General features: G+C 60.5%; 21 protein-coding genes and 2 tRNA genes. 9 read left to right on the forward strand and 14 right to left on the reverse strand.

What is annotated here, in order from left to right:
* Positions 1-62: 62 nt before the first annotated feature.
* Together prlC and Q354_RS0116315 are read left to right on the forward strand one after the other, a co-directional pair.
* A complete protein-coding gene (gene prlC, locus Q354_RS0116310; protein WP_027858533.1) occupies positions 63-2,096 on the forward strand; it encodes an oligopeptidase A in 2,034 nt (677 codons plus the stop codon).
* Between the two features lie 129 nt (positions 2,097-2,225).
* Positions 2,226-2,480 carry a YheV family putative zinc ribbon protein gene (locus Q354_RS0116315; RefSeq protein WP_027858534.1) on the forward strand — a complete coding sequence of 85 codons (255 nt, stop codon included), beginning with the start codon at positions 2,226-2,228 and terminating at the stop codon, positions 2,478-2,480.
* Positions 2,481-2,813: 333 nt separating this feature from the next.
* On the opposite strand, the gene Q354_RS0116320 is transcribed toward Q354_RS0116315, so the two are convergent.
* From Q354_RS0116320 to Q354_RS0116340, 5 genes are read right to left on the reverse strand one after another with little or no spacing between them, the layout of a single operon-like run.
* Positions 2,814-3,914, reverse strand: a complete 1,101-nt coding sequence (locus Q354_RS0116320) for a PQQ-dependent sugar dehydrogenase (protein ID WP_027858535.1) — start codon at positions 3,912-3,914, stop codon at positions 2,814-2,816.
* Positions 3,911-5,245 (reverse strand): MATE family efflux transporter, encoded by a 1,335-nt coding sequence (locus Q354_RS0116325; protein WP_036230290.1) that lies wholly within the window; start codon positions 5,243-5,245, stop codon positions 3,911-3,913. Before Q354_RS0116325 ends, Q354_RS0116320 begins: the two co-directional genes overlap by 4 nt.
* The gene (gene znuB, locus Q354_RS0116330) at positions 5,242-6,033 is read right to left on the reverse strand and encodes a zinc ABC transporter permease subunit ZnuB (RefSeq protein ID WP_027858537.1); all 792 of its coding nucleotides are present in this window, start codon (positions 6,031-6,033) and stop codon (positions 5,242-5,244) included. The genes Q354_RS0116325 and znuB overlap by 4 nt, the downstream gene beginning before the upstream one ends.
* Complete coding sequence (znuC, locus tag Q354_RS0116335) at positions 6,026-6,793, reverse strand: zinc ABC transporter ATP-binding protein ZnuC (RefSeq protein WP_027858538.1); 768 nt, start codon at positions 6,791-6,793, stop codon at positions 6,026-6,028. The genes znuB and znuC overlap by 8 nt, the downstream gene beginning before the upstream one ends.
* On the reverse strand, positions 6,790-7,281 hold the full coding sequence (locus tag Q354_RS0116340) for a Fur family transcriptional regulator (RefSeq protein WP_027858539.1): 492 nt from the start codon (positions 7,279-7,281) through the stop codon (positions 6,790-6,792). Before Q354_RS0116340 ends, znuC begins: the two co-directional genes overlap by 4 nt.
* A 64-nt stretch (positions 7,282-7,345) precedes the next feature.
* Between Q354_RS0116340 and znuA the strand changes: the two genes are divergently transcribed.
* Positions 7,346-8,323, forward strand: a complete 978-nt coding sequence (gene znuA / locus Q354_RS0116345) for a zinc ABC transporter substrate-binding protein ZnuA (RefSeq protein ID WP_051560207.1) — start codon at positions 7,346-7,348, stop codon at positions 8,321-8,323.
* On the opposite strand, the gene Q354_RS26155 is transcribed toward znuA, so the two are convergent.
* Positions 8,296-8,703, reverse strand: a complete 408-nt coding sequence (locus Q354_RS26155) for a response regulator (RefSeq protein WP_036230292.1) — start codon at positions 8,701-8,703, stop codon at positions 8,296-8,298. The two genes, znuA and Q354_RS26155, sit on opposite strands and share 28 nt — an antisense overlap.
* 160 nt (positions 8,704-8,863) lie before the next feature.
* Here Q354_RS26155 and Q354_RS0116355 point away from each other — a divergent pair.
* The 4 genes from Q354_RS0116355 (at position 8,864) to Q354_RS0116370 (ending at position 12,175) form a co-directional block, all read left to right on the forward strand.
* Positions 8,864-8,950: transfer RNA gene (locus tag Q354_RS0116355), tRNA-Leu, on the forward strand.
* A gap of 98 nt (positions 8,951-9,048) precedes the next feature.
* Positions 9,049-9,135, forward strand: a tRNA-Leu gene (locus tag Q354_RS0116360).
* A 126-nt stretch (positions 9,136-9,261) separates the two neighbouring features.
* Positions 9,262-10,227 carry a DUF3179 domain-containing protein gene (locus Q354_RS0116365; protein ID WP_036230294.1) on the forward strand — a complete coding sequence of 322 codons (966 nt, stop codon included), beginning with the start codon at positions 9,262-9,264 and terminating at the stop codon, positions 10,225-10,227.
* Positions 10,228-10,498: 271 nt separating this feature from the next.
* Positions 10,499-12,175: an amidohydrolase gene (locus Q354_RS0116370; protein WP_036230296.1), complete on the forward strand. Its 1,677-nt coding sequence runs from the start codon at positions 10,499-10,501 to the stop codon at positions 12,173-12,175.
* Positions 12,176-12,193: 18 nt separating this feature from the next.
* Here the strand turns inward: Q354_RS0116370 and Q354_RS0116375 are convergent, their stop codons facing one another.
* The 6 genes from Q354_RS0116375 to Q354_RS0116400 form a co-directional block, all read right to left on the reverse strand.
* Positions 12,194-13,078, reverse strand: a complete 885-nt coding sequence (locus Q354_RS0116375; RefSeq protein ID WP_027858543.1) for a LysR family transcriptional regulator — start codon at positions 13,076-13,078, stop codon at positions 12,194-12,196.
* Between the two features lie 71 nt (positions 13,079-13,149).
* Positions 13,150-14,403, reverse strand: coding sequence for an NAD(P)/FAD-dependent oxidoreductase (locus tag Q354_RS0116380; protein WP_051560209.1), 1,254 nt, complete (start codon positions 14,401-14,403; stop codon positions 13,150-13,152).
* Between the two features lie 99 nt (positions 14,404-14,502).
* Positions 14,503-15,813, reverse strand: coding sequence for a TRAP transporter large permease (locus Q354_RS0116385; protein WP_027858545.1), 1,311 nt, complete (start codon positions 15,811-15,813; stop codon positions 14,503-14,505).
* On the reverse strand, positions 15,813-16,382 hold the full coding sequence (locus Q354_RS26160; protein WP_211252275.1) for a TRAP transporter small permease: 570 nt from the start codon (positions 16,380-16,382) through the stop codon (positions 15,813-15,815). The genes Q354_RS0116385 and Q354_RS26160 overlap by 1 nt, the downstream gene beginning before the upstream one ends.
* 107 nt (positions 16,383-16,489) lie before the next feature.
* Positions 16,490-17,485: a TRAP transporter substrate-binding protein gene (locus tag Q354_RS0116395; RefSeq protein ID WP_051560210.1), complete on the reverse strand. Its 996-nt coding sequence runs from the start codon at positions 17,483-17,485 to the stop codon at positions 16,490-16,492.
* Positions 17,486-17,583: 98 nt separating this feature from the next.
* The gene (locus Q354_RS0116400; RefSeq protein WP_027858547.1) at positions 17,584-17,931 is read right to left on the reverse strand and encodes a RidA family protein; all 348 of its coding nucleotides are present in this window, start codon (positions 17,929-17,931) and stop codon (positions 17,584-17,586) included.
* Positions 17,932-18,081: 150 nt separating this feature from the next.
* On the opposite strand from Q354_RS0116400, the gene Q354_RS26165 reads away from it, so the two are divergent.
* Both Q354_RS26165 and Q354_RS0116410 read left to right on the forward strand, forming a co-directional pair.
* Complete coding sequence (locus Q354_RS26165; protein WP_051560211.1) at positions 18,082-19,011, forward strand: LysR substrate-binding domain-containing protein; 930 nt, start codon at positions 18,082-18,084, stop codon at positions 19,009-19,011.
* Positions 19,012-19,092: 81 nt separating this feature from the next.
* Positions 19,093-20,007, forward strand: a complete 915-nt coding sequence (locus Q354_RS0116410; protein ID WP_027858548.1) for a DMT family transporter — start codon at positions 19,093-19,095, stop codon at positions 20,005-20,007.
* Between the two features lie 199 nt (positions 20,008-20,206).
* Here the strand turns inward: Q354_RS0116410 and Q354_RS28895 are convergent, their stop codons facing one another.
* Both Q354_RS28895 and Q354_RS27540 read right to left on the reverse strand, forming a co-directional pair.
* Complete coding sequence (locus tag Q354_RS28895) at positions 20,207-20,338, reverse strand: hypothetical protein (RefSeq protein WP_281174731.1); 132 nt, start codon at positions 20,336-20,338, stop codon at positions 20,207-20,209.
* A 221-nt stretch (positions 20,339-20,559) separates the two neighbouring features.
* The gene (locus Q354_RS27540) at positions 20,560-20,898 is read right to left on the reverse strand and encodes a VanZ family protein (RefSeq protein ID WP_051560212.1); all 339 of its coding nucleotides are present in this window, start codon (positions 20,896-20,898) and stop codon (positions 20,560-20,562) included.
* Positions 20,899-20,999 lie beyond the last annotated feature (101 nt).

A 20,999-nucleotide genomic window follows, 5' to 3' on the forward strand; every position in this document is an offset into this window, starting at 1 on the left:
CACCGCCCCGGACCGCGGCTGCATCCCGGCAGACCCCAAAGGACTTATAAGAGAAAAATGCTATGAGCAATCCATTGCTGGAAACCCATCTGTTACCGCCCTTCAGCCAGATCCGGCCCGAGCAGATCGAAGCGGCTGTGGATCAGCTGCTGGCCGATAACCGTGCGGCGATTGAAAAACTGGTGGCTGAGGTAACAGAGCCGGACTGGGATAACCTGATTGCCCCGCTGGAGGCGATGAATGATCGCCTGTCGCAGGCCTGGTCGCCGGTCTCCCATATGAACTCGGTGGTCAATTCCGATGCGCTGCGTGACGCTTACAATGCGGCCCTGCCCAAACTGTCCCAGTACTGGACCGAGCTGGGCCAGAACCAGGGCCTGTTCAGGGCGGTGGAAAAGCTGGCCAACGGCCCGCAGTATCAGGCCCTGAACGAAGCTCAGCGTAAGGTGATCGATAACCACCTGCGTGATTTCCGTCTCTCCGGTATCGCCCTGCCGGAAGCGCAGCAGAAGCGCTTCGCCGGCATCGCCCAGCGCCTGTCTGAGCTGGGTACCCGGTTTTCCAACAATGTGCTGGATGCCACCGGCGGCTGGACCAAACTGATCGAAACGGAATCTGAGCTGGCCGGACTGCCGCCGATGGCGCTGGCCGCCGCGAAGCAGCTGGCGGAAGCGAAAGACCAGCAGGGCTGGCTGCTGACACTGGATTTCCCCTCCTACTTTGCCGTGATGACCCATGCCGATAACCGTGAGCTGCGCCGTGAAGTCTATGAAGCCTTTGCCACCCGCGCCTCCGACCAGGGACCCGATGCCGGAAAGTGGGATAACTCCGGGATTATGCAGGAACTGCTGAGCCTGCGGCTGGAGAAAGCGCAGTTGCTGGGCTTCGACAGCTATGCCGAGTACAGCCTGGCGACCAAGATGGCGGAGACGCCGGATCAGGTGGTGGGCTTCCTCACTGACCTGGCGGAGAAAAGCCTGCCGCAGGCTCAGAAGGAGTATCAGGAGCTGCGCGACTTTGCCGCCGGGCAGGGACTGGACGACCTGCAGGCCTGGGATGTGACCTACTACGGCGAGAAGCTGAAACAGGCCCGCTACGCCATCTCCCAGGAGGAGCTGCGCCCTTACTTCCCTTATAACAAGGTGAAGTCCGGCCTGTTTGCGGTGGCCAACAAGCTGTTCAATATCGATATCGAGCAGGTCGCCGATTTCGACAGCTGGCATAAAGATGCCGAGCTGTATCAGATCAGCCGCGCTGGCGAGCTGATCGCCCGCTTCTACCTCGATCCGTTTGCCCGCGAGAAGAAGCGCGGTGGCGCCTGGATGGATGAATGCCGGGTGCGCCGTCGCCTCGACGACGGAGCCCTGCAGCTGCCGGTGGCCTACCTGGTGTGTAACTTTAACCCGCCGGTGGGCGATGACCCGGCGCTGCTGACGCACAACGAAGTCACCACCCTGTTCCACGAGTTCGGTCACGGCCTGCACCATATGCTGACCCGGATCGACAGCGCCGACGTCAGCGGTATTAACGGCGTGGCCTGGGATGCCGTAGAGCTGCCATCACAGTTTATGGAAAACTGGTGCTTCGAGCCGGAAGCGCTGGCGCTGATCTCCGGCCATTACCAGACCGCAGAGCCGCTGCCCCAGGCACTGCTCGATAAGATGCTGGCGGCGAAGAACTTCCAGTCCGGCATGATGATGGTACGGCAGCTGGAATTCTCCCTGTTCGACTTCCTGCTGCACCGCGAATTCCAGCCAGGTGAAACCGATATCCAGCAGCTGCTGGACCGGGTCCGCAGCCAGGTCGCGGTCGTGACCCCGCCGGCGTTCAACCGCTTCCAGCACAGCTTCAGCCATATCTTTGCCGGTGGCTATGCGGCGGGCTATTACAGCTACAAATGGGCCGAGGTGCTGTCGGCGGATGCGTTCTCCCGTTTCGAGGAGGAAGGGATCTTCAATACCGAAACCGGCCGCTCTTTCCTGAATAACGTGCTGGAAATGGGCGGTTCGCGTGACGCGATGGCGCTGTTTAAAGCATTCCGCGGCCGTGAGCCTAAGGTTGATGCCCTGCTACGTCACAGCGGTATCGCTGCCTGACACCGGCTGTTTGCCCCTGTGCTGAACAGGGGCCAGCCCCCTCTCCGACTGGCGGATAATAGCGAATTATCTGCCAGTCTTTATAATGGGCTTACTGTTCGTTCTTTTACTGCAAGTGAGTGGTTACTTATGTCTGTGATTAAACGCTTCATCGCCGGTGCTGTCTGCCCACGCTGTGCCGAACTGGATACCCTGCGCATGTATCGCGATGAGGAGCGCGAGCACCGTGAATGTGTGCGCTGTGATTTCACCGACTCGATGCGCCTCGATGGCGAACCGGACCCCCGGGAGCTGGAAACCCGCGTCAACAAGGCGCCTAAGTCAGAACCCGTCCAGGCTCAGCCGATCAAGTTTTTCCCCAACCCCTCGTCCAAGAAGCACTAAGCAGCAGTACTCAGAAAATTGGCTCAGGTAGAACAGATTTTACGATTTGCCTAATTCGATGTTGTTACTAGCTGATGAATTTTTGGTCTGAAAAATTCTAAAAACACTATAAACTTGACCTTAGTCAATGTGCTTTAATGGAATCACCTGCTCGCCCCCGTAGGGGGTGTTCAGGATTTGAGAAAGGCGCGCATCGCGTAATTTTTCGCGCGTTGTGCGTCTTTTTTCAAACACCCCGTTTGATCTCCTCTGGCACCGCCGCCACACTCCTTACCGCTTACCGCTTACCGCTTACCGCTTACCGCTTACCGCTTACCGCTTACCGCTTACCGCTTACCGGCACAGCCGATAGATCACCCCGGCATGGTCGTCTGAGATCAGTAAAGTACCGTCGAGGTCTTCGATAATATCCACCGGGCGTCCCCAGTGGCGTTGTCCCTGCAGCCAGCCATCGATCAGTACCGTCTGACTGACCACCTCCGTGCCGTTAACCTGCAGTTGCACCACCCGGTAACCGACCTTGCGGCTGCGGTTCCAGGAGCCGTGCTCGGCAACCAGCAGGCTGTTGCGGTCCAGTCCCGCCAGACTGCCGTTGCGGTAGAAGTGGATGCCCAGCGGGGCCACATGGGCACCCAGCAGGGCCTTAGGAGGCTGGTAGCGGCTCAGACGGCCGCTGCGCTTGCCGAAGATCGGGTCTTTCAGGTTATCGGCATGAAGAAAGGGATAGCCAAAATGCTGTCCCGGCTGGCCGAGCCGGTTTAGTTCATCATCCGGGCGGTCATCGCCCCAGTGGTCGCGGCCATTGTCGCTGAACCAGAGCGAGCCGTGGCGATCCCAGTCAAAGCCGACGCTGTTCCTGACGCCGTGGGCGATAATTTCCGCCTCACCACCGCTGAGCGGCAGGCGCACGATGGAGGCATAGAGCGGATTCTGCGACAGGCAGATATTGCAGGGCGCGCCGATATTGAAATAGAGCCAGCCGTCCGGCCCCACCCTGAGGTATTTCCAGCCATGGTGACTGTCATCCGGCAGCCGCACCGGCAGCGTTTCAGGTTCGGGGGGCGATGCCAGCTGGCTAAGAATGTCAGGCAGGCGCAGAATTTGGCCGATATCGGCGATATAGAGCGTTCCCTGATGAAAGGCGATCCCGCTGGGCATACCCAGTCCGGACGCCAGCAGGTAGCGCTGTTCGTACTGGCCATCGCGGTCAGTATCCTGCAGCGCCCAGACCTTACCCGCGCGCCGGGTACCGACAAACAGGGTGCCATCCGGCGCCAAAGCCATCTGCCGGGCGTTGTTAACCTGAGCCGCCTGGCTGAGGGCAAGCTGGTCGGCGTGGGGGCCGTGAATTGTCAGCTGCTGCAGTGGCAGTGCGGTGGCCGGCCCGCTTCCTGCCAGTACTGAAATCAGCAGCGGCAGGAAAAGTCGGTTCATGCGATCCAGCGCTGTTGTTTACTGAGTGTGTAGTAAACATAGCCGCCGCTGATGGCGCGGGCCAGAAACAGGCTGATAAAGGCCAGCCAGAGGCCGTGATTGCCCAGTGGCTGGGTCAGCCACCACAGCGGCAGATAGACCAGAAACACCGAGAACAGCATGGTGTTCTGCATCGCTTTGACCTGAGTAGTGCCGACGAAGATGCCGTCGAGCAGGAAACTCCAGACTCCGATCAGTGGCAGCAGCCAGATCCAGGGCAGGTAGCTGATGGCGATCTGCCTCACCGCCTCGATATCGGTCAGCAGGTAGATGATCCCCTCACCGGCGATAAAGAACAGCAGGGTGAAAGCCAGCGCGGTGATCAGCGACCAGATCAGCGCGGTAGCGGCGGTATCGTAGAAGGCACGCAGGTTACGCTGGCCGACGGTGCGCCCTGCCAGTGCCTCGGTGGCGTGGGCAAAGCCGTCCAGGCCGTTGGAGATCAGCAGCAGGAAATTCAGCAGCACCGCGTTGGCCGACAGGATATCGGTGCCCTGGCGTGCGCCCTGGGTAGTAAAGAAGGCGATGGCAAACAGGATCGACAGGGTACGCACGAACAGGTAACGGTTGAGCATAATCAGGTCGGTATAGTCCGACCAGCGCCATAGCCGCGTCCTGTCGAGCTGGCCGCCGGTACGGCGCAATACCCGGCGGCAGAGCCACAACCCCAGTCCCAGCGACAGGTACTCGGAGATCACCGTCGCCAGTGCTACGCCGTCGGCGTGCATTCCCAGGCCGTAGACCGCCACTACATCCAGCAGCATATTGCTGATATTGGTTGCCAGCAGCAGTACCAGCGGGATGCGGCTGTTCTGGTTGCCGAGGAACCAGCCCAGCAGGGCATAGTTGCAGAGCACGGCCGGCGCGCCGAGGATCCGGATCGCAGCATACTTCTCCGCCTCGGCGGTCACTTCCGGCGCGGCATCGACCAGCTGCAGTGCCAGGGCGATCAGCGGGCTGTGCAGCAGCCACAGCATCAATCCGATAGCGCCGCCCAGGATCAGCGACTGGACCAGCAGCAGGCGGTTGCGCTGTCCATCCTCCTCACCATAGGCCTGTGCCGTCAGGCCGGTGGTGCCCATGCGCAGGAAACCAAAGGCCCAGTAGAGGATGGAGAAGATCATCGCCGCCACCGCCACCGCAGCCAGGTGCCTGCCGTCCGGCAGATGACCGATTACGGCGGTGTCCACCAGTCCCAGCAGCGGTACCGTGATATTGGAGAGGATCATCGGCCACGCCAGCTGCCAGACCTGGCGGTGGCGGGCCTTATCGAACCAGTTGATGCCGCTCATCGATTGCGGCTGAGCGGCAGGCTATAAAGCAGCAGGAAGCAGATCAGGGCGGCCACCACCACGGAGGGGCCGGCGGGGGTATCCAGGTGCCAGGAGAGTGCCAGTCCGGCACCGACTGAGATACAGCCCAGCACGGCGGCACCGACCGCCATCTGCTCGGGCGATGCCGCCAGGCGTCTGGCGGCCGCCGCCGGGATAATCAGCAGCGAGGAGATCAGCAGGATGCCGACGATCTTCATGGCGATGGCGATCACCACCGCGATCAGCAGCATCAGCGCCAGCCGCACCTGGGTGACCGGCACCCCTTCGACCTGGGCCAGTTCCTCATTGATGGTGATCGCCAGCAGCGGTTCCCACAGGTACCAGAGCAGCGCCAGTACCAGCACGCCGCCGCCAAAAACCCAGTAAAGATCGGTGCTGCTGATCGCCAGCAGGTCGCCGAACAGGTAGGCCAGCAGGTCGACCCGCACATCCTCCAGCAGGGAGATCGCCACCAGGCCCAGGGAGAGGGCGCTGTGGGCCATAATCCCCAGCAGGGTATCGGTGGCGACCAGGCGCTGGCGTTGCAGGGTGACCAGGCTGATCGCCAGGATCACGCAGCAGGCGACCACCGCCAGGTTCATATTGATATCGAGCAGGAAGCCCAGCGAGACCCCCAGCAGGGCGGAATGGGCCAGGGTGTCGCCAAAGTAGGCCATGCGGCGCCAGACCACAAAAGCCCCCAGTGGGCCGGCAATCGCGGCGACCCCCAGGCCGCCGAGCAGGGCGCGAAGCAGAAAATCAGCCATGGTTGCAGTTATTTCTCTCTGGAATCACATCGCCGTGGGCGCTGTGGCGGTGGTTATGGTGGTGGCTGTAGACCGCTAGTGCCTCGGCGCCCTTAACCCCGAACAACTCGGTAAAGGACGGATCCTGGGTGACATGGGCCGGGTGACCGGAGCAGCAGACATGCTGGTTCATACAGATCACATGATCCGTAGCAGACATCACCAGGTGCAGGTCGTGGCTGATCATCAGCACGCCGCACTTGCGCTGCTGGCGGATCCGGCTGATCAGGTCGTATAGTTCGATCTGGCCGTTGATATCCACCCCCTGCACCGGCTCGTCCAGCACCAGCAGGTTGGGATCGCGCAGCAGGGCCCGGGCCAGCAGGATGCGCTGGGTTTCGCCGCCGGACAGGTTATGGATCGACTGGCTCAGCAGGTGGCCGGCGCCGACCTCATCCAGTGCCTGCTGCATCTGCTGCTTATCCTTGCACTGGGTGGTCTGGAGGAAACGTTGCACGGTCAATGGAAAGGTCTGGTCGATCTGCAGCTTCTGTGGCATATAGCCGATGCGCAGTCCCGCTTCACGCCATACATTGCCGGTGGACGCTTTGTTAAGGCCCAGCACGATCCTAACCACCGAGGTCTTACCGGCACCGTTGGGACCGATCAGAGTGGTGATACAGTCACGGTGTACCTCAAGGTTGATGTTCTTCAGCACTTCGCGTGCGCCATACCTCAGGCCCACATGCTGCAGTTTCACCAACGCATGGTGTGTACTCATCGCTCTTCACCTTTCTGGCAGTTGGGACAGATTCCCAGGACTTCCAGCATCTGTTGTTGGGGCTTGAAGCCCAGCGCCTCGGCCTTGGCATTGATCTGGGCGGCGGCTTCGTCGATCTCGATCTCCTGTGCCGTATTGCAGAGGCTGCAGATCAGGAACGATCCCTGGTGCTGGTGCTCTGGATGGGGGCAGCCGATAAAGGCATTCAGGCTGGCGATACGGTGCACCAGACCCTGCTCCTGCAGGAAATCCAGTGCCCGGTACACGGTGGGCGGGGCTGAATTAAAGCCTGCCTCGGCCAATGTTGGCAGAATCTCATAAGCCCCCAGCGGTTTGTGGCTCTGCCAGATCAGCTTCAGTACCAGCTCGCGGATTGGCGTCAGGCGTTGTTTACGGGCACGACACAGCGTGCGCGCTTCCTGAAGCGCGGTATCGATGCAGTGCTGGTGGTTATGGTCGGAATGAAACGCGATCTGGTCGGAATGCATAGCGTTTAGTTTTGGCTGTTTGTTATATTATAACGAATCAAATTGGCACAGGATCTGATGATCGATGAAATTTAGAGTTTTTTCCACCCTGATACTCGGCCTGCTACCGACGATTGCTGTGGCAGACAAGTTAAGCGTCGTAACCAGTATTAAACCGTTGCAGCTGATCGCCGACGAAATTGTCGGTGAACAGGGGGAAACCAGCGCCCTGATCCCGCCAGGTGCTTCACCTCACCACTATGCCATGAAACCTTCCGATCGTCGCAAACTGGCGGCTGCAGACCTGGTGGTTTGGGTGGGCCCGTCACTGGAAACCTTCCTTGAACGCCCGCTGGCTGATAACAATGCACCGGTGCTGCAGTTGCTGGCGAGTGCCGAGGATGCAGAGCACGAAGGTCACGACGAGCACAAAGGTCATGACGAGCACAAAGGTCATGATGAGCATGAAGGTCATGACGAACACAAAGGTCATGACGAACACAAAGGTCATGATGAGCATGCAGGTCATGACGAACATGACCATGGCGATGTTGATCCCCACCTCTGGCTTGATCCCTTCCTGGCACTGGAGATGGCCGGCAAAATCCGTGACCAGCTGAAAGCGGTGGCGCCAGAACAGGCCGCCGCCTTCGAGCAGAACTACCAGACTTTCGCTGCCCGCCTGGTGAAGGCGGACAAGGCGATGCGTCAGCAGCTAAGTGCGGTCGAGGATAAGGGCTTCTTCGTCTTCCACGATGCCTATGGCCACTTTGTCGATCACTATCATATGAAACAGCTTGGCTACTTCACGGTTGATCCGGGTCGCCAGCCGGGGGCCCGTCACCTGGCGGAGATCCGCGAACAGCTGGAAAACAACGCCGCGGTCTGTGTCTTCAGCGAGCCGCAGTTTAAGGCGGCGGTGGTAGAGGCGATTACCGAAGGGGTCGAAGTGGGCCATGGCGTGCTGGATCCACTGGCGCGGGACCAGAAACCGGGGGCCGGTGCCTATCTGAGCTACCTGCAGGGACTGGCCGATCAGCTGACCGGTTGCCTGTCACGCTGAGCCAGCTGGGCGCTGATCTTGTCGCTCAGTGCCTTGGGCTGAAACGGCTTGACCACGAAATCACTGACACCGGCCTTGATGCACTGCCTCACCATATCGGTAGAGGCATGGCCGGTGAGCATCAGAAAAGGCAGCTGCTGCAGCCTTTCCTCCTCCGACTGGCGGAGATGCTGCAGCAGAGTCAGGCCGTCCATCTCGGGCATATCCCAGTCACAGATAATCAGGTCAAAGTGCTCTTCGCGCAGGCGTTTCCAGGCGATATAGCCGTTGGGACACTCTGTGATCTGACGAATACCCAGGTGTTGCAGGACTGAGCGGGTGAGCATCCTGATTGCCTGCATATCATCAGCAACCATTACGTGAAGCTTTTGATATTCCATAAGATAATGTTCATCGTGCTACGGCTGAAAGCCGGCATTTTATTAGAAAATCCGGCGCTGAACAGTCGACTTTATGCGGCCTGAGTAAAAAAATTAATTTTTTTGAAAAAAGGCCTTTACAGCTTCCGGAAGCCTGCTTAGAATACGCCCCACTTTCAGCGCAGATGTGGTGGAATTGGTAGACACGCTAGCTTCAGGTGCTAGTGCTCGCAAGGGCGTGGGAGTTCGAGTCTCCCCATCTGCACCAAATCTATCGCTTATACTTAGGCATAGATGCGGTGCAACGAAAGTGAAAATTCAGCTTGTAAGAGCTGCCGGAGGCGACCGGAAAAACGCAACGACAGCGCAGATGTGGTGGAATTGGTAGACACGCTAGCTTCAGGTGCTAGTGCTCGCAAGGGCGTGGGAGTTCGAGTCTCCCCATCTGCACCAATCGTTCTTCGATTGGTGCCGCTTCAAAGAGAATCACCTTCGGGTGATTTTTTTATGCCTGTAATTCGGGAATCTTTCCCTCAAGGCTGACTCCAAGCTGATATCTCTCCAGCTTCGGGCCGACCTATGCTCTCTCGCTTACTGCTATTTATTACCCTCGCCTTGTTGCTGCTCAGCCACTCTCTGTTTCTTTCGGCCGCCAGCCTGAATGGCTTTAACCTCGATAACAGCCGTATTGCCCACACTGAGATCTATCAGGGCGGGCCGCCGCGTGATGGTATTCCCTCGATAGACCAGCCGCGATTTGAAGCCGCTGCCATCGCCGTGCGCTGGCTGGGCGATGATGCCCTGGTACTGGGGCTTGAGATCGGTGGCGAGGCGCGTGCCTACCCGCTGGCGATTATGAACTGGCATGAAGTGGTCAATGACCGTATTGCCGACCGCGCGGTGGCAATCACCTATTGCCCGCTCTGTGGCAGCGGCATGGCATTCGATGCGGCGGTGGCTGAGGATAACCTGCAGTTCGGGGTCTCTGGCCTGCTCTACAACAGTGATGTGTTGCTGTACGACCGCCAGAGTGAGTCGCTCTGGTCGCAGTTGCGCTCCGAAGCGATCAGCGGGCCTCTGGCGGGAACCCGGCTGACCTCGTTGCCGCTGCAGCAGATGACGCTGGGCGAGTGGCGCCGCCTCCACCCCGACAGCCAGGTGCTGTCCCGCCAGACCGGTCACCAGCGTAATTACAGTCGCAATCCCTACGCCGGTTATGACAGCAGTGAAGGGCTGTATTTTCCGGTGGCCTTTAGCAGCCAGAAGTATCATCCGAAAGAACGGGTACTGGGAATCAGCCTGGGCGGCAAGCACAAAGCCTATCCCTACAGTGAACTGAGCCGCAGCGGCCTGACGGAGATCCGCGATCAGCTTGGCGGGCAACAGCTGCTGGTGAGGTATAACCCGGTCACCGCCTCTGCCACGGCATTTGACCCGGCCGGACAGCCATTGCCTGCCGTCACCGTCTTCTGGTTTGCCTGGTACGCCTTTTATCCTGATGCAGCCCTTTATAAGGCGGACGAATCGCCGGCCCGGCAAGACTGACTGTATTGTCCCTCTGTCCCTCTGTCCCTCTGTCCCTCTGTCCCTCTGTCCCTCTGTCCCTCTGTCCCTCTGTCCCTCTGTCCCTGCGTCCCTGCGTCCCTGCTTCCTGTGCGTTGCCGTGCCGCTATGCTGCCCTGAGATCTGCTAACGGCAGCGCTTTGAGCGGATAGTCTCAGGCAGGCCGGTGTTGCTATCCGGATATCTGATACTGAGTATTTGTACCGCGCTATCCGGACTGAGTAGCATAGCGGCTGGATCAGGAGACAGAATAATGGCAAAACTTAAATCACTGCTGGCGGCGCTGGCTGTAACAGCTCTACCGGCCCTGGCGGCCGGCCCGGCGGACCGGGTGCTGCTGGATGGCGTGATCTATACCGCGGATCAACAGGACCGGGTGGTGCAGGCACTGGCGATGCAGGGCGGAAAGCTGCTGTATGTCGGCAGCAATGCGGGCGCAGAAGCCTATATCGGCGCGGCTACCGAGGTAATCGAACTGGATGGCCGGATGGTGCTGCCGGGGATCCATGACAGCCATATCCATGCACTGGAGGGGGGCAGCGAGGTCGGTGGCAACTGCTCGCTGGAGACCGTAGAGTCCGTACAAGACTATGCGCGCCAGCTGCGCGACTGTGCCGACCGGGCCGAGGGCAGTGACTGGTTGCTGGCCTATGGTCACTCGCTGGAGATGCTGCTGGAACTGGAAGAGAGCCCGCGCGCGGTGCTCGATCGTATGCTGCCCGGGCAGCCGGTGGCGATTATGGAGCAGAGCTCCCACTCGGCCTGGGTGAACAGCGCGGCGCTGCGGCAGGCCGGGATTGATGCCGATACGCCTGATCCTCAGGGCGGTGTGATACTGCATGATGGCGCAGGCCAGCCCAACGGTATCCTGCTCGATGCGGCGGCAGAACAGGTATTCAACCTTGCACTCAAGCCCAACCCGCTGGCGGCGGAGATCAACTATGAGGGGTTACGCTATACCCTGGAAGAGGTGGCCGCCAACGGCATCACCTCGTTCTGTGATGCCCGGGTCTACTGGCAGCGCGGCTGGCTGGAGGTGTGGCAGCGTGCCGAGGCGGAAGGCCTGCTTAATGCGCGGGTCAACCTGGGCCTCTGGGCCTATCCGGATATGGACGATGAGCTGCAGCTGAAGACCCTGAAACGGCTCTATCAGCGCAATCCCGACAGCCTGCTGCAGGTTAACCAGGTCAAGCTGTACAGCGATGGCATCGTGCACAATACCACGGCGGCGCTGCTGCAGCCCTACCGCGAAAGCCTGCCCCGGGTGCCGTCACGGGGACTGAACTATTTCACTCAGGCGCGGATGCAGCGCTATATCGAAGCGCTGGGGCCGGTCGGCTTTGATTTTCATATCCATGCCATCGGTGACCGCGGGGTGCGCGAGTCGCTGGATGCAATCGAGACGGCGCAGCGGCAATCTGCCCAGCAGGATCGCCGGCACCGCCTGACCCATGTCGAGATGGTGGCCGACAGTGATCTGCCACGCTTCGCCGGGCTGGGCGTGATCGCCGATATGCAGGTGGCCGGGACCTTTACCCTGCCCGGCTACTCACACTGGCAGCGGCCCTATGTCGGACACCGGGCAGAAAAAATGTACCGCCTGAAGGACCTGCAGGATGCCGGTGCCACGGTGGTGCTGAGCAGTGACTGGACCGTCAGCCCGATGTCGCCCTTTATCGGCGTCCAGCATGCCCTGCAGCGGGGATCCCAGAGCCTCAGCCTGACCCAGGCCCTGCGTGCTTATACCATTAATGCGGCCTACCTGATGGGACAGGACGCGCTGACCGGTTCGCTGGAAGCGGGTAAGGCGGCGGATCTGGTGGTGCTCGACCGGGATCTGTTCAGCACCCCGGTGAGCAAGATCAGCCAGACCCGGGTACTGCTGACATTGCTGGCGGGAGAGGAAACCTGGCGCGCCGAAGCGCTGTAGTCGTTGCGGCCTGTGCGGCTAAAGGGTGCGGAACTGATGCTGTTCCCGGATCAGCTGCAGCAACTGCTGTACCACCTGGCTCTGCTCCAGCTCCTGCCGCCACAGCAGCTCGACCCGGCGTAGCATCGCGGCCGGCTCGAAGGCGATCTGGAGCAGCACCAGGTCGCCAGCGGCCAGCGGCGCCGCAATGCTCTCCTTGGGCAGCATGGCATAACCGCATCCGGACTTCAGCAGTGACAGCAGCAGCGGCATATCGCTGATCGCCGCGAAACAGCTGCCATAGCCCTGCTCCTGACTATCCTCGTCCCCTTCCTGACTCAGCACCAGTTCGCGGTGCTGTACCAGCTGCTCCGGCTGCAGGTTGCTGATACCGGCAAGGGCAAAATCCGGCGCGGCGACCAGGCAGTCCTCGTAGACGCCGATGCGGCTGTAGCGGATGCCCGGGAGGTGAATCTGCTCTTCCGTTGCCAGTGCCAGCTGTAACTCGCCTGACGTCAGGCGTTGCAGCAGTTCCTGGCGCGGATAGCGTTGCAGGCTGATGCAGAGCTCCGGATGGGCCTGCAGGAAGTGTGACAGTGCCGCCGTAACCGGCTGTTGTGGCAGCCAGTCATCCAGGCCAATCGCCAGATGCAGCGGCTCGCCCCGGCTCAGCTGTGTCGCCGCCCCGGCCAGCTGACCGGCCTGCGTGATCAGTTGGCGCGCCTGGGGCAGCAGCTGTTCACCGGCAGCAGAGAGTTGGCAGCGGTTACCACTGCGGACCAGCAGTGGCACGCCGAGATCGGCCTCAAGGTCAGCCAGCCACTGGCTCAGCAGTGGCTGGCCCTTACCCAGCCGCCGGGCGGCGGCCGAGACCGAACCCAGCTCGGCGGTGAGGCAGAAGGCCTGCAGATGTTTCAGCTCCATTAATGCTCCGGGCAAGGGCCCCTGATAATAAATGGCGCTGAGGATAGCACTACTGCCGGATTGCGTCTGGCCTAAAAGCGATCGATGCGATAGGGCGACAAATCCAGCTCACAGTCACCGCGGCTGACCAGATCGGCAATAATATGGCCGGTACGCGGCGCCATGCTCAGCCCCATATGCTGGTGACCGAAGGCATAGTAGACATTATCGTGCCGCGGGCACTGGCCAATCACCGGCAGGCTGTCGCTGACCGAGGGCCGGTGGCCCATCCACTTAATCGCCTGCCGGGTATTAATACCCGGAAACAGGGTCCTGGCATGGTGCAGCAGGCGGTCACAGAAGTCGTAATCGGGATCGGCCTTGAGGCCGCCGAACTCGACCAGCCCGGCGAGGCGGATACCGCCCTCCATCGGCGTCGCCACCAGCTTGCCGGCGCTGAACATGATCGGTGCTTTCAGTTCGACACCGGGATCGCTCAGCTCCACATGGTAGCCGCGCTCTGATTCCAGCGGTACCTTGTGACCCAGCTGCTCCGCCAGTCGGGCGGACCAGGCGCCGCCAGCGATCACCACCTTATTCAGTGGATAGATACCGCGGTCGGTGATGACGCTGTCCGGCCGGCCGTCGCTGATCGCAAACTTCACCACTTCGCCGGTGATCAGCTCGCCACCCTGGCGCACGAAGTGTTCGGCCAGCGCTTTGACCAGCTGTCCCGGGTTCGGGCTGAAGCCGTGGTGCTTCAGCGCCACCGCCAGGTTGAACTGATCCGAGATCGCCTCTTCGCGGCTGTGCAGCGCTTCGCCCTGCAACATCTCGTACTCGATACCGAAGCTGCGCCGGGTATCCCAGGCCAGTTTATCGGCCTCGTAGGCAGCCTGGTCCTTATACAGGTAGTAGTAAGGTGAGGCTTTGGCCCACTGTTCGGCGCCGGCCATCTGCGCCTGTTGCAGATGCAGCTCGGTGGCATTCTCCAGCAGCGGATTCAGTGCGCTACTGATATGGCGAAAGCGCTCCATCCGGGTATTGAGGGCAAACTTAGTGCCCCAGCCGGCCAGCTTCGGCAGGTAGTTCAGTGGCAGTGACAGCGGTCCCAGCGGGTCCAGCAGCAGACGGGGTACTGTCCACAGGAAACCCGGTGTCGCCACCGGAATACAGCCGCAGACGGCAAATACCCCGGCATTGCCGTGGGAGGTGGTATCGCCGGGGGCCAGTTTATCGATTACCGCCACCCGCAGGCCTCTGGCCTGCAGCTGAACGGCGCAGGAGATACCGATAATTCCGGCGCCAATGACCGTAATATCGGGTGCCTGATCTCTGTCCATCATCAAAATCTCCGCTATTTAGCGCGCAGGAGCCCGCGGCGGTTGCCGGAGCAACCGCCGTCAGGCGTTGGATCTAGTGGGTTTTCCGGGAGTCGCCGGGGCTTAGCCCGGCGTTTGTCGCATGTTTTCCGGCAGGTAGGTGGCCAGTTCAGGGAACAGGATCAGTACCCCGACCATCAGCACCATCAGCAGGAACATCGGAAACGCGGTCTTAGCGATATAGCCGATCGGTTTCTTGGTCATGCCCTGCATCACGAACAGGTTGAAGCCGATCGGTGGCGTGATCTGTGCCATCTCCACCACGACTACGATGAAGATACCGAACCAGAGCAGGTCGATACCGGCCTGACGCACCATCGGCTCGACCACCGCCATGGTCAGGACCACCGAGGAGATGCCGTCGAGGAACATGCCGATAATGATGTAGAAGCACATCAGCGCGAAGATCAGCGTCAGCGGTGACAGTTCCAGTGAGCCGATATATTCCGCGACCGTAGATGGCAGGCCAGTAAAGCCCATCGCCAGCGCAAGGAAGGCGGCACCGGCCAGAATCAGCGCAATCATGCAGGAGGTACGGGTTGCGCCCAGCAGGCTTTCGATCAGTGCCTCTTTGGTCAGCGAGCGCTGGCCGGCCGCCAGGGCCAGGGCGCCGAGGACGCCAAAGGCGGCGGATTCGGTGGCGGTGGCAACACCGGTATAGATAGTACCGATCACCAGGCCGATCAGCAGGATCACCGGAATCAGGAAGCGCGAGTTATACAGCCGCTCGGCAAAGCTCATCTTCGGCTCGGCCGGAGGCACCTGATCGCGGCGCAGGAAGGACCAGCCGGCGATATAGCTCATAAAGATCCCCGCCAGTACCAGTCCCGGCAGTACACCGGCCATAAACAGCTTGGAGATCGATTCGTTGATGGTGACACCGTAGACGATCAGGGTCAGCGACGGTGGAATCATCAGGCCCAGGGTCGATGAGCCGACCAGGGTGCCGAAGATCATAAAGTCGGGGTAGCCACGGCGCTTCAGCTCCGGGATCGACATCTTGCCGACGGTGGTCAGGGTCGCGGCCGAGGAGCCGGATACCGCCGCAAAGATGGTGCAGCCGACCACATTGGTATGCAGCAGGCGGCCCGGCAGCGGTGCCATCCAGGGGGCCAGGCCGCGGAACATATCTTCCGACAGCCGGGTACGGAACAGGATCTCGCCCATCCAGATAAACAGCGGTAGCGCCGTCAGCGACCAGCTGGAGGAAGCCGACCAGACGGTGGTAAACATGGCATCGCCCACCGGGCGGCTGGTAAACAGCTCCATGCCGACAAAGGCCACGCCCATCAGGGCCAGGCCGATCCAGATACCGGAGCCGAGCAGGAAAAACAGGGTGATCAGAAAGATCCCCGTCAACAGATAGTGGTCCATCAGAACTCCTCCCCTTCTACATGCTGGGTATCGTCAAAGGTATGATCAGCATTCATCAGGGTGCGGATCAGGTGGTCGAGCAGGGCAATAGTGAAGATCACCGAGCCGATCGCCAGCGCCAGCTGCGGAATCCACAGCGGGGTGGCATCCTGGCCCTGAGAGATATCGTGAATCAGCTGTGACAGCTGCACATTGCGGATGCAGTACCAGGCCAGATAGCCCGCCAGCAGGGTGGAGACGCCGAGGCACCAGATATCGGCCAGGTGACGTACCCGTCCCTTGAGGTGGGAGAGGATCAGGCTGACGCGGATATGGGCGTTATTGTTCAGGGTGTATGCAAGGGCAAAAAAGGATGAGGCAGCCATGCAGTAACCTGCATATTCTGCCGAACCGGGAAACTGGATACCAAGCCAGCGCGACGCCATCTGAGCCACGATGATCAGCAGGATGGCGACCAGAAACAGGGCACCAACCAGACCAGACAGCGTGTAAAGCCCATCCAGGCATTTGCGCAGCAGCACCAGCACAGGAGATCCTTTCTGCGCCTGAGTCATGGTTTTGCTATTCATATTGAAGTACGTCGTAGGATTAAGTGTAAACCGTGGCGCGGAAAAAGCTGGCGGAGGCTGTTGCCATCCGCCAGAAAATATCCGGGTTGGGGAGCGCTGAACGGGGCTTACTTGTTGTAAGCGTTCAGGATTGCCTGACCGTCAGCACCGGCCTGGGACAGCCATTCCTTGGTCATAGTGTCACCGATCTGTTTGAAATCAGCTGCCAGCTTTTCACCCGCCGGCGCGACTTTCATGCCGTGGGCGGACAGCTGCTCGATATACCAGCCGGCCAGCTGCTCAGAGCGTGCCGCACCGGCTTTCTCTGCCATCAGTGCCAGACCCTTAACGATGTTCTGGGTGTTTTCGTCCAGACCGTTCCAGGCCTGCTTGTTGACGAAGACATAGTTGCGCGGCAGCCATACCTTGACGTCATACCAGTGAGTCAGGTGCTCCCAGACCTTACGGTCATAGCCGGTGGCACCGGAGGAGATAAAGGACTCAGCCACGCCGGTGGACAGCGCCTGGCTCAGCTCGGAAGCTTCAACCTGTACCGGAACGGCACCGGACAGCTCGGCCATGCGCGCGGTGGCGCTGTTATAGGAGCGGAATTTCACCCCTTTCAGGTCAGCACCGCTGTCGAGGGCTTTCTTGGCATAGAAACCACCCGGAGGCCATGGCACGGAGTACAGCAGCACCAGGTTGTGCTTATCCAGCAGCTTCTCCAGTGTCGGACGGGCCGCAGTCATCAGCTTTTCGGATTCCTCGAAGGAGGTGGCCAGGAACGGCACTGAATCGAAGGCGAACACCGGGCTCTCATTGGCATGGGCGGAAAGGATTCGCTCGCCGATCTGGGCCTGGCCGGTCTGTACCGCACGTTTGATTTCGCCGCCCTTAAACAGTGAGCCACCGCCATGTACCTTGATCTCCAGCTCACCGCCGGTAGCAATCTTCACCGCCTCGGCAAACGCCTTGGCGTTCTGGGTATGGAAGTTACTGTCGGTATAGGCCATCGGCATATCCCACTTCTCGCCGGCGATGCTCAGGCTGCTGACAGTAGCCAGGGTGGTAATTGCGGCGGCCTTGGCAACGGCTTTGGCAACGGTGCGCAGGGTAAAAGTCATATTGTCTTTCCTCGGTTTATTTTTATAGTTTACCCGGTGTATCGGCAGGCTACCGCATACCGGGGCAGTTCAGTGTCAGTTACAGCCCGGGCTGCGGCTCAGACTGCTGCGATTGCAGAGATCTCGACCAGCAGGGACGGACGTGCCATACGGGCTTCAACACAGGCGCGGGCCGGTGCGGCACCTGATTCGATCCAGCTATCCCAGACCTCGTTCATCGCCGCAAAATCCTTCATATCCCGCACGTAAACGGTGGCGGACAGCAGTTTGGATTTGTCGCTGCCGACCTCGGCCAGCAGGGCATCGATCTTGGCCAGCGTGGAGGCGGTCTGCTCGCGGATATCCTGCGTTTCGTCTGCCGGGACCTGGCCGCAGAAGTAGGCGGTGTTGTTATGGATCACGGCGCGGCTCATACGGCTGCCGCTGTCTAGACGTTCAATGCTCATGCAGGATCTCCATTGGTTGGGGTGGGACAAAATTGAGAACGCGGCCCTGTGTGCTTCTCGTGGATTCATTATCATTGGCGCAAGCGCATAACATCCAATACAATTTTTTCAACGATCTATACAAAAAGCTGATAGCTATGGGGTAACTGCATGAATGCGAAGCAATTAACGGCGTTCCGGGCGGTGATGCTGGCGGGCTCGATGAGCGAGGCCTCACAGATGCTCTATGTCTCGCAACCGGCGGTCAGCCGTCTGATCAAGGACCTGGAAGAATCGCTCGGCTTTACCCTGTTTGAGCGCCGCAGCAGCCGCCTCTACCCGACCCCGGAGGCGCATGCCTTCTTCGTCGAGGTCCGGCGTCACTTCATCGGTATGGATAACCTGGCCCAGGCCGCCGATCAGATCCGGATGAACAAACGCGGCCGGCTGCGTATTGCGGCGATGCCGGCGCTGGCGTTCAGTTGCCTGCCGCAGGTGATCGGGGAATTCATGCAGGGGCGTGAAGGGGTTTCGATCAACCTGGCACCACATAATACGGTCGAGGTGACCAACCTGCTGGGGGCGCAGCAAGCCGATCTGGGGGTGATTATGCTGCCGGTGGAGAGCAGCGAGATCAGTTTCGGTCCCTGTTACGAAGTGGAATGCCGCTGTATTGCCCCGGCCGGACATCCTTTTGCCGGGCAGGCCCAGGTCGACGCCCCGGCACTGGATAATGAAGCCTTTATCGCCATCGGCGAACTTAACACCGTGACCCGGTTCCGTATCGACGCGGCGCTGAAGGCGGCGCTGGTGAAGCCGGACCAGCATATCGAAACCCAGCTGTTTATCACGGTGCAGGCGTTTGTCGAGCAGGGGCTGGGGGTCTCGGTGATCGACCCCTTTACCGCCGAACTGCATGCGCGGCGCGGCGGCGTCAGCCGGCCATTTTCGCCCTCGATTCCGTTCTATTTCGGCTTTATCACCCCGCTCAACCGTCCCCTGACCGGGCTGGCGCAGGAGTTTATCACCTGCTTCGAGCAGTTTGCCCGCCAGCGGCTGGAGCTGAAGGAGGTAGACCCGGCCTCGGTACGGATCACCTGAGTGGTGCTGTCCATCCTGCGGTAAGCGGCGTATGATCGGCCGGCCCCTGTGTCTTCTCTCCAGACCACGGAGAGACTAACGATGAAACATTCTGATCCCCGCCTCAGCGGTGTCGGCTACGGCCTGCTGGCGGCACTGATCTGGAGCGGTCATACCACCGCTTCCAGCTTCGGCCTGCGGGCCGGACTCAATCCCTACGACCTGGTCAGCCTGCGCATTCTGGTGGGGGCGCTACTGTTGTTGCCGCTGCTGTGGCGCTATGCTGCGACCTTCCGCCAGCTGGGCTGGTGGCGTTTGCTGGTGCTCTGCTGTGCCGCCGGCGCTCCCTTCAGCCTGATCAATATCTCCGGCCTGCAGTACGCACCGGTGGCGCACTCCGGGGTGCTGAGCCTCGGCCTGGTGCCGTTATTCGCCCTGATACTGAACTGGCTCTGGCTACGGCGCCGGCCCTCACCCCGTGCCTTTGCCGGCCTGGCGGTGATGCTGGCCGGACTGGGGCTGTTTGCGTCGGGTGCCGCCAGCCAGCCGCTGGGCGAACAGTTCTGGCTTGGAGAGCTGGCGTTCTGTACCTCCGCCCTGCTCTGGGCAACTTATGCCGTCTGCGCCGCGCGCTGGCAGGTACCGGCCCTGCCCGGTGTTGCCATCACCTGTATCGGTTCCCTGCCGCTGCTACCGCTGCTGTACTGGATCTCGCCCTGGCCTGCCGACGTGGCAGCCGGGCAGTGGCTGTTCCAGGGCTTTTATCAGGGCCTGCTGGTGGCGGTGGTGGCGGTATTTGCCTATGGCCGTTCGGTGATCCGGCTGGGGCCGGAAAAAGGCGCGCTGTTCAGTGCCCTGGCACCGGGCGGTGCGGCACTGGCGGCCCTGCTGCTACTGGCGCAGCCGGTGGTGCTGTTGCAGTGGGCGGGTATCGGCTTGGTGAGTCTAGGTATGATCGTGGCGTTGCGCGCGCCAGCGGCACCGCCGCCTCAGTCGGAAAGCGTGCGGCAGGCCTGAACGGCACTGTAAAAAAGGCCCCGGTTGGGGCCTGAAGGGTCGAAGCTTAGGCTAGAGGCTTGGATCAGGGACTTAGATCAGGGTGTGACATAGAGGCTTGGGCCGGAAGCCGGGACAGGAAAATGGCGATCAGGCCTCTGTGTCAGAGGCCTGAGGGGGACATCCGTTCAGCCAGTCTGCGGCGCCGGATGGGCCGGACTCAGTTGCCGATCAGTAAATACAGCTGCACGAGCGCCGGAAAAATGGCGACCAGCAGACCTGCTAGCACCATCAGTACGGATGGGACAATACCGATTACTTCAACACCTTCTTCATCATGTGTATGTGCCATGGCTGGAATCTCCGTTTATAGCGTTGGGTTAACCAGATATAGCAACAGCGATGCCAGCTTTGGGGAACGGTGTCTAAGGGTATGATCTAGAAGGGTTTATATTGTGACAAGGTGGGCTCAGGCACAGCCTGTCACCGGGCTTGCTGATGATCCTGACCTGTCGTCAATGGCATGACTGACAAATATGGCAGTCGGTTCTTAGGGCCTGGCGCCGGACTTCGTCACTCCTGCCGTGTCCAGCGGCCATAACGCAGCCGGCGTAACAGCATGGCGGCGCCCCAGCCCAGCACGATGCCGAGAGTATTGGCGATCACATCGAGACCGCTGAACTGGCGCTTGGGAATCAGCTGCTGGGCATACTCGATCGCCACTCCCCAGAACAATAGCAACAGCAGGATGCGCCAGCCGGCGCGGGGGAACAGGGTGAAGCCGACCAGCGCTGCGCTGCCCCAGGCGATAAAGTGGCTCTGCTTATCGGTAAAGCCGGTTTTTTCCGGCAGACCGGCGATCGGTAACAGGCTGAGGACGGTGATTCCCAGCAGGATCAGGACCAGAGGCATAGCTCGGTGGCGCGGGTTGAAAGGCATCGGTAATTAACTGTTCGCTGGCTGCTTTGGTGATGGAGTGCGCAGGGTACCGTTTCGTCGTGACCGAACCAATC

Origin of the sequence: Marinobacterium jannaschii DSM 6295 (genome assembly GCF_000620085.1) — a bacterium.
Classification (GTDB): domain Bacteria; phylum Pseudomonadota; class Gammaproteobacteria; order Pseudomonadales; family Balneatricaceae; genus Pontibacterium; species Pontibacterium jannaschii.

Bases quoted from the DNA above. Each gene is read 5' to 3' on its own strand.
- prlC (WP_027858533.1), top strand. From the start codon at position 63: ATGAGCAATCCATTGCTGGAAACCCATCTGTTACCGCCCTTCAGCCAG.
- Q354_RS0116315 (WP_027858534.1), top strand. From the start codon at position 2,226: ATGTCTGTGATTAAACGCTTCATCGCCGGTGCTGTCTGCCCACGCTGT.
- Q354_RS0116320 (WP_027858535.1), bottom strand. From the start codon at position 3,914: ATGAACCGACTTTTCCTGCCGCTGCTGATTTCAGTACTGGCAGGAAGC.
- Q354_RS0116325 (WP_036230290.1), bottom strand. From the start codon at position 5,245: ATGAGCGGCATCAACTGGTTCGATAAGGCCCGCCACCGCCAGGTCTGG.
- znuB (WP_027858537.1), bottom strand. From the start codon at position 6,033: ATGGCTGATTTTCTGCTTCGCGCCCTGCTCGGCGGCCTGGGGGTCGCC.
- znuC (WP_027858538.1), bottom strand. From the start codon at position 6,793: ATGAGTACACACCATGCGTTGGTGAAACTGCAGCATGTGGGCCTGAGG.
- Q354_RS0116340 (WP_027858539.1), bottom strand. From the start codon at position 7,281: ATGCATTCCGACCAGATCGCGTTTCATTCCGACCATAACCACCAGCAC.
- znuA (WP_051560207.1), top strand. From the start codon at position 7,346: ATGAAATTTAGAGTTTTTTCCACCCTGATACTCGGCCTGCTACCGACG.
- Q354_RS26155 (WP_036230292.1), bottom strand. From the start codon at position 8,703: ATGGAATATCAAAAGCTTCACGTAATGGTTGCTGATGATATGCAGGCA.
- Q354_RS0116365 (WP_036230294.1), top strand. From the start codon at position 9,262: ATGCTCTCTCGCTTACTGCTATTTATTACCCTCGCCTTGTTGCTGCTC.
- Q354_RS0116370 (WP_036230296.1), top strand. From the start codon at position 10,499: ATGGCAAAACTTAAATCACTGCTGGCGGCGCTGGCTGTAACAGCTCTA.
- Q354_RS0116375 (WP_027858543.1), bottom strand. From the start codon at position 13,078: ATGGAGCTGAAACATCTGCAGGCCTTCTGCCTCACCGCCGAGCTGGGT.
- Q354_RS0116380 (WP_051560209.1), bottom strand. From the start codon at position 14,403: ATGATGGACAGAGATCAGGCACCCGATATTACGGTCATTGGCGCCGGA.
- Q354_RS0116385 (WP_027858545.1), bottom strand. From the start codon at position 15,813: ATGGACCACTATCTGTTGACGGGGATCTTTCTGATCACCCTGTTTTTC.
- Q354_RS26160 (WP_211252275.1), bottom strand. From the start codon at position 16,382: ATGAATAGCAAAACCATGACTCAGGCGCAGAAAGGATCTCCTGTGCTG.
- Q354_RS0116395 (WP_051560210.1), bottom strand. From the start codon at position 17,485: ATGACTTTTACCCTGCGCACCGTTGCCAAAGCCGTTGCCAAGGCCGCC.
- Q354_RS0116400 (WP_027858547.1), bottom strand. From the start codon at position 17,931: ATGAGCATTGAACGTCTAGACAGCGGCAGCCGTATGAGCCGCGCCGTG.
- Q354_RS26165 (WP_051560211.1), top strand. From the start codon at position 18,082: ATGAATGCGAAGCAATTAACGGCGTTCCGGGCGGTGATGCTGGCGGGC.
- Q354_RS0116410 (WP_027858548.1), top strand. From the start codon at position 19,093: ATGAAACATTCTGATCCCCGCCTCAGCGGTGTCGGCTACGGCCTGCTG.
- Q354_RS28895 (WP_281174731.1), bottom strand. From the start codon at position 20,338: ATGGCACATACACATGATGAAGAAGGTGTTGAAGTAATCGGTATTGTC.
- Q354_RS27540 (WP_051560212.1), bottom strand. From the start codon at position 20,898: ATGCCTCTGGTCCTGATCCTGCTGGGAATCACCGTCCTCAGCCTGTTA.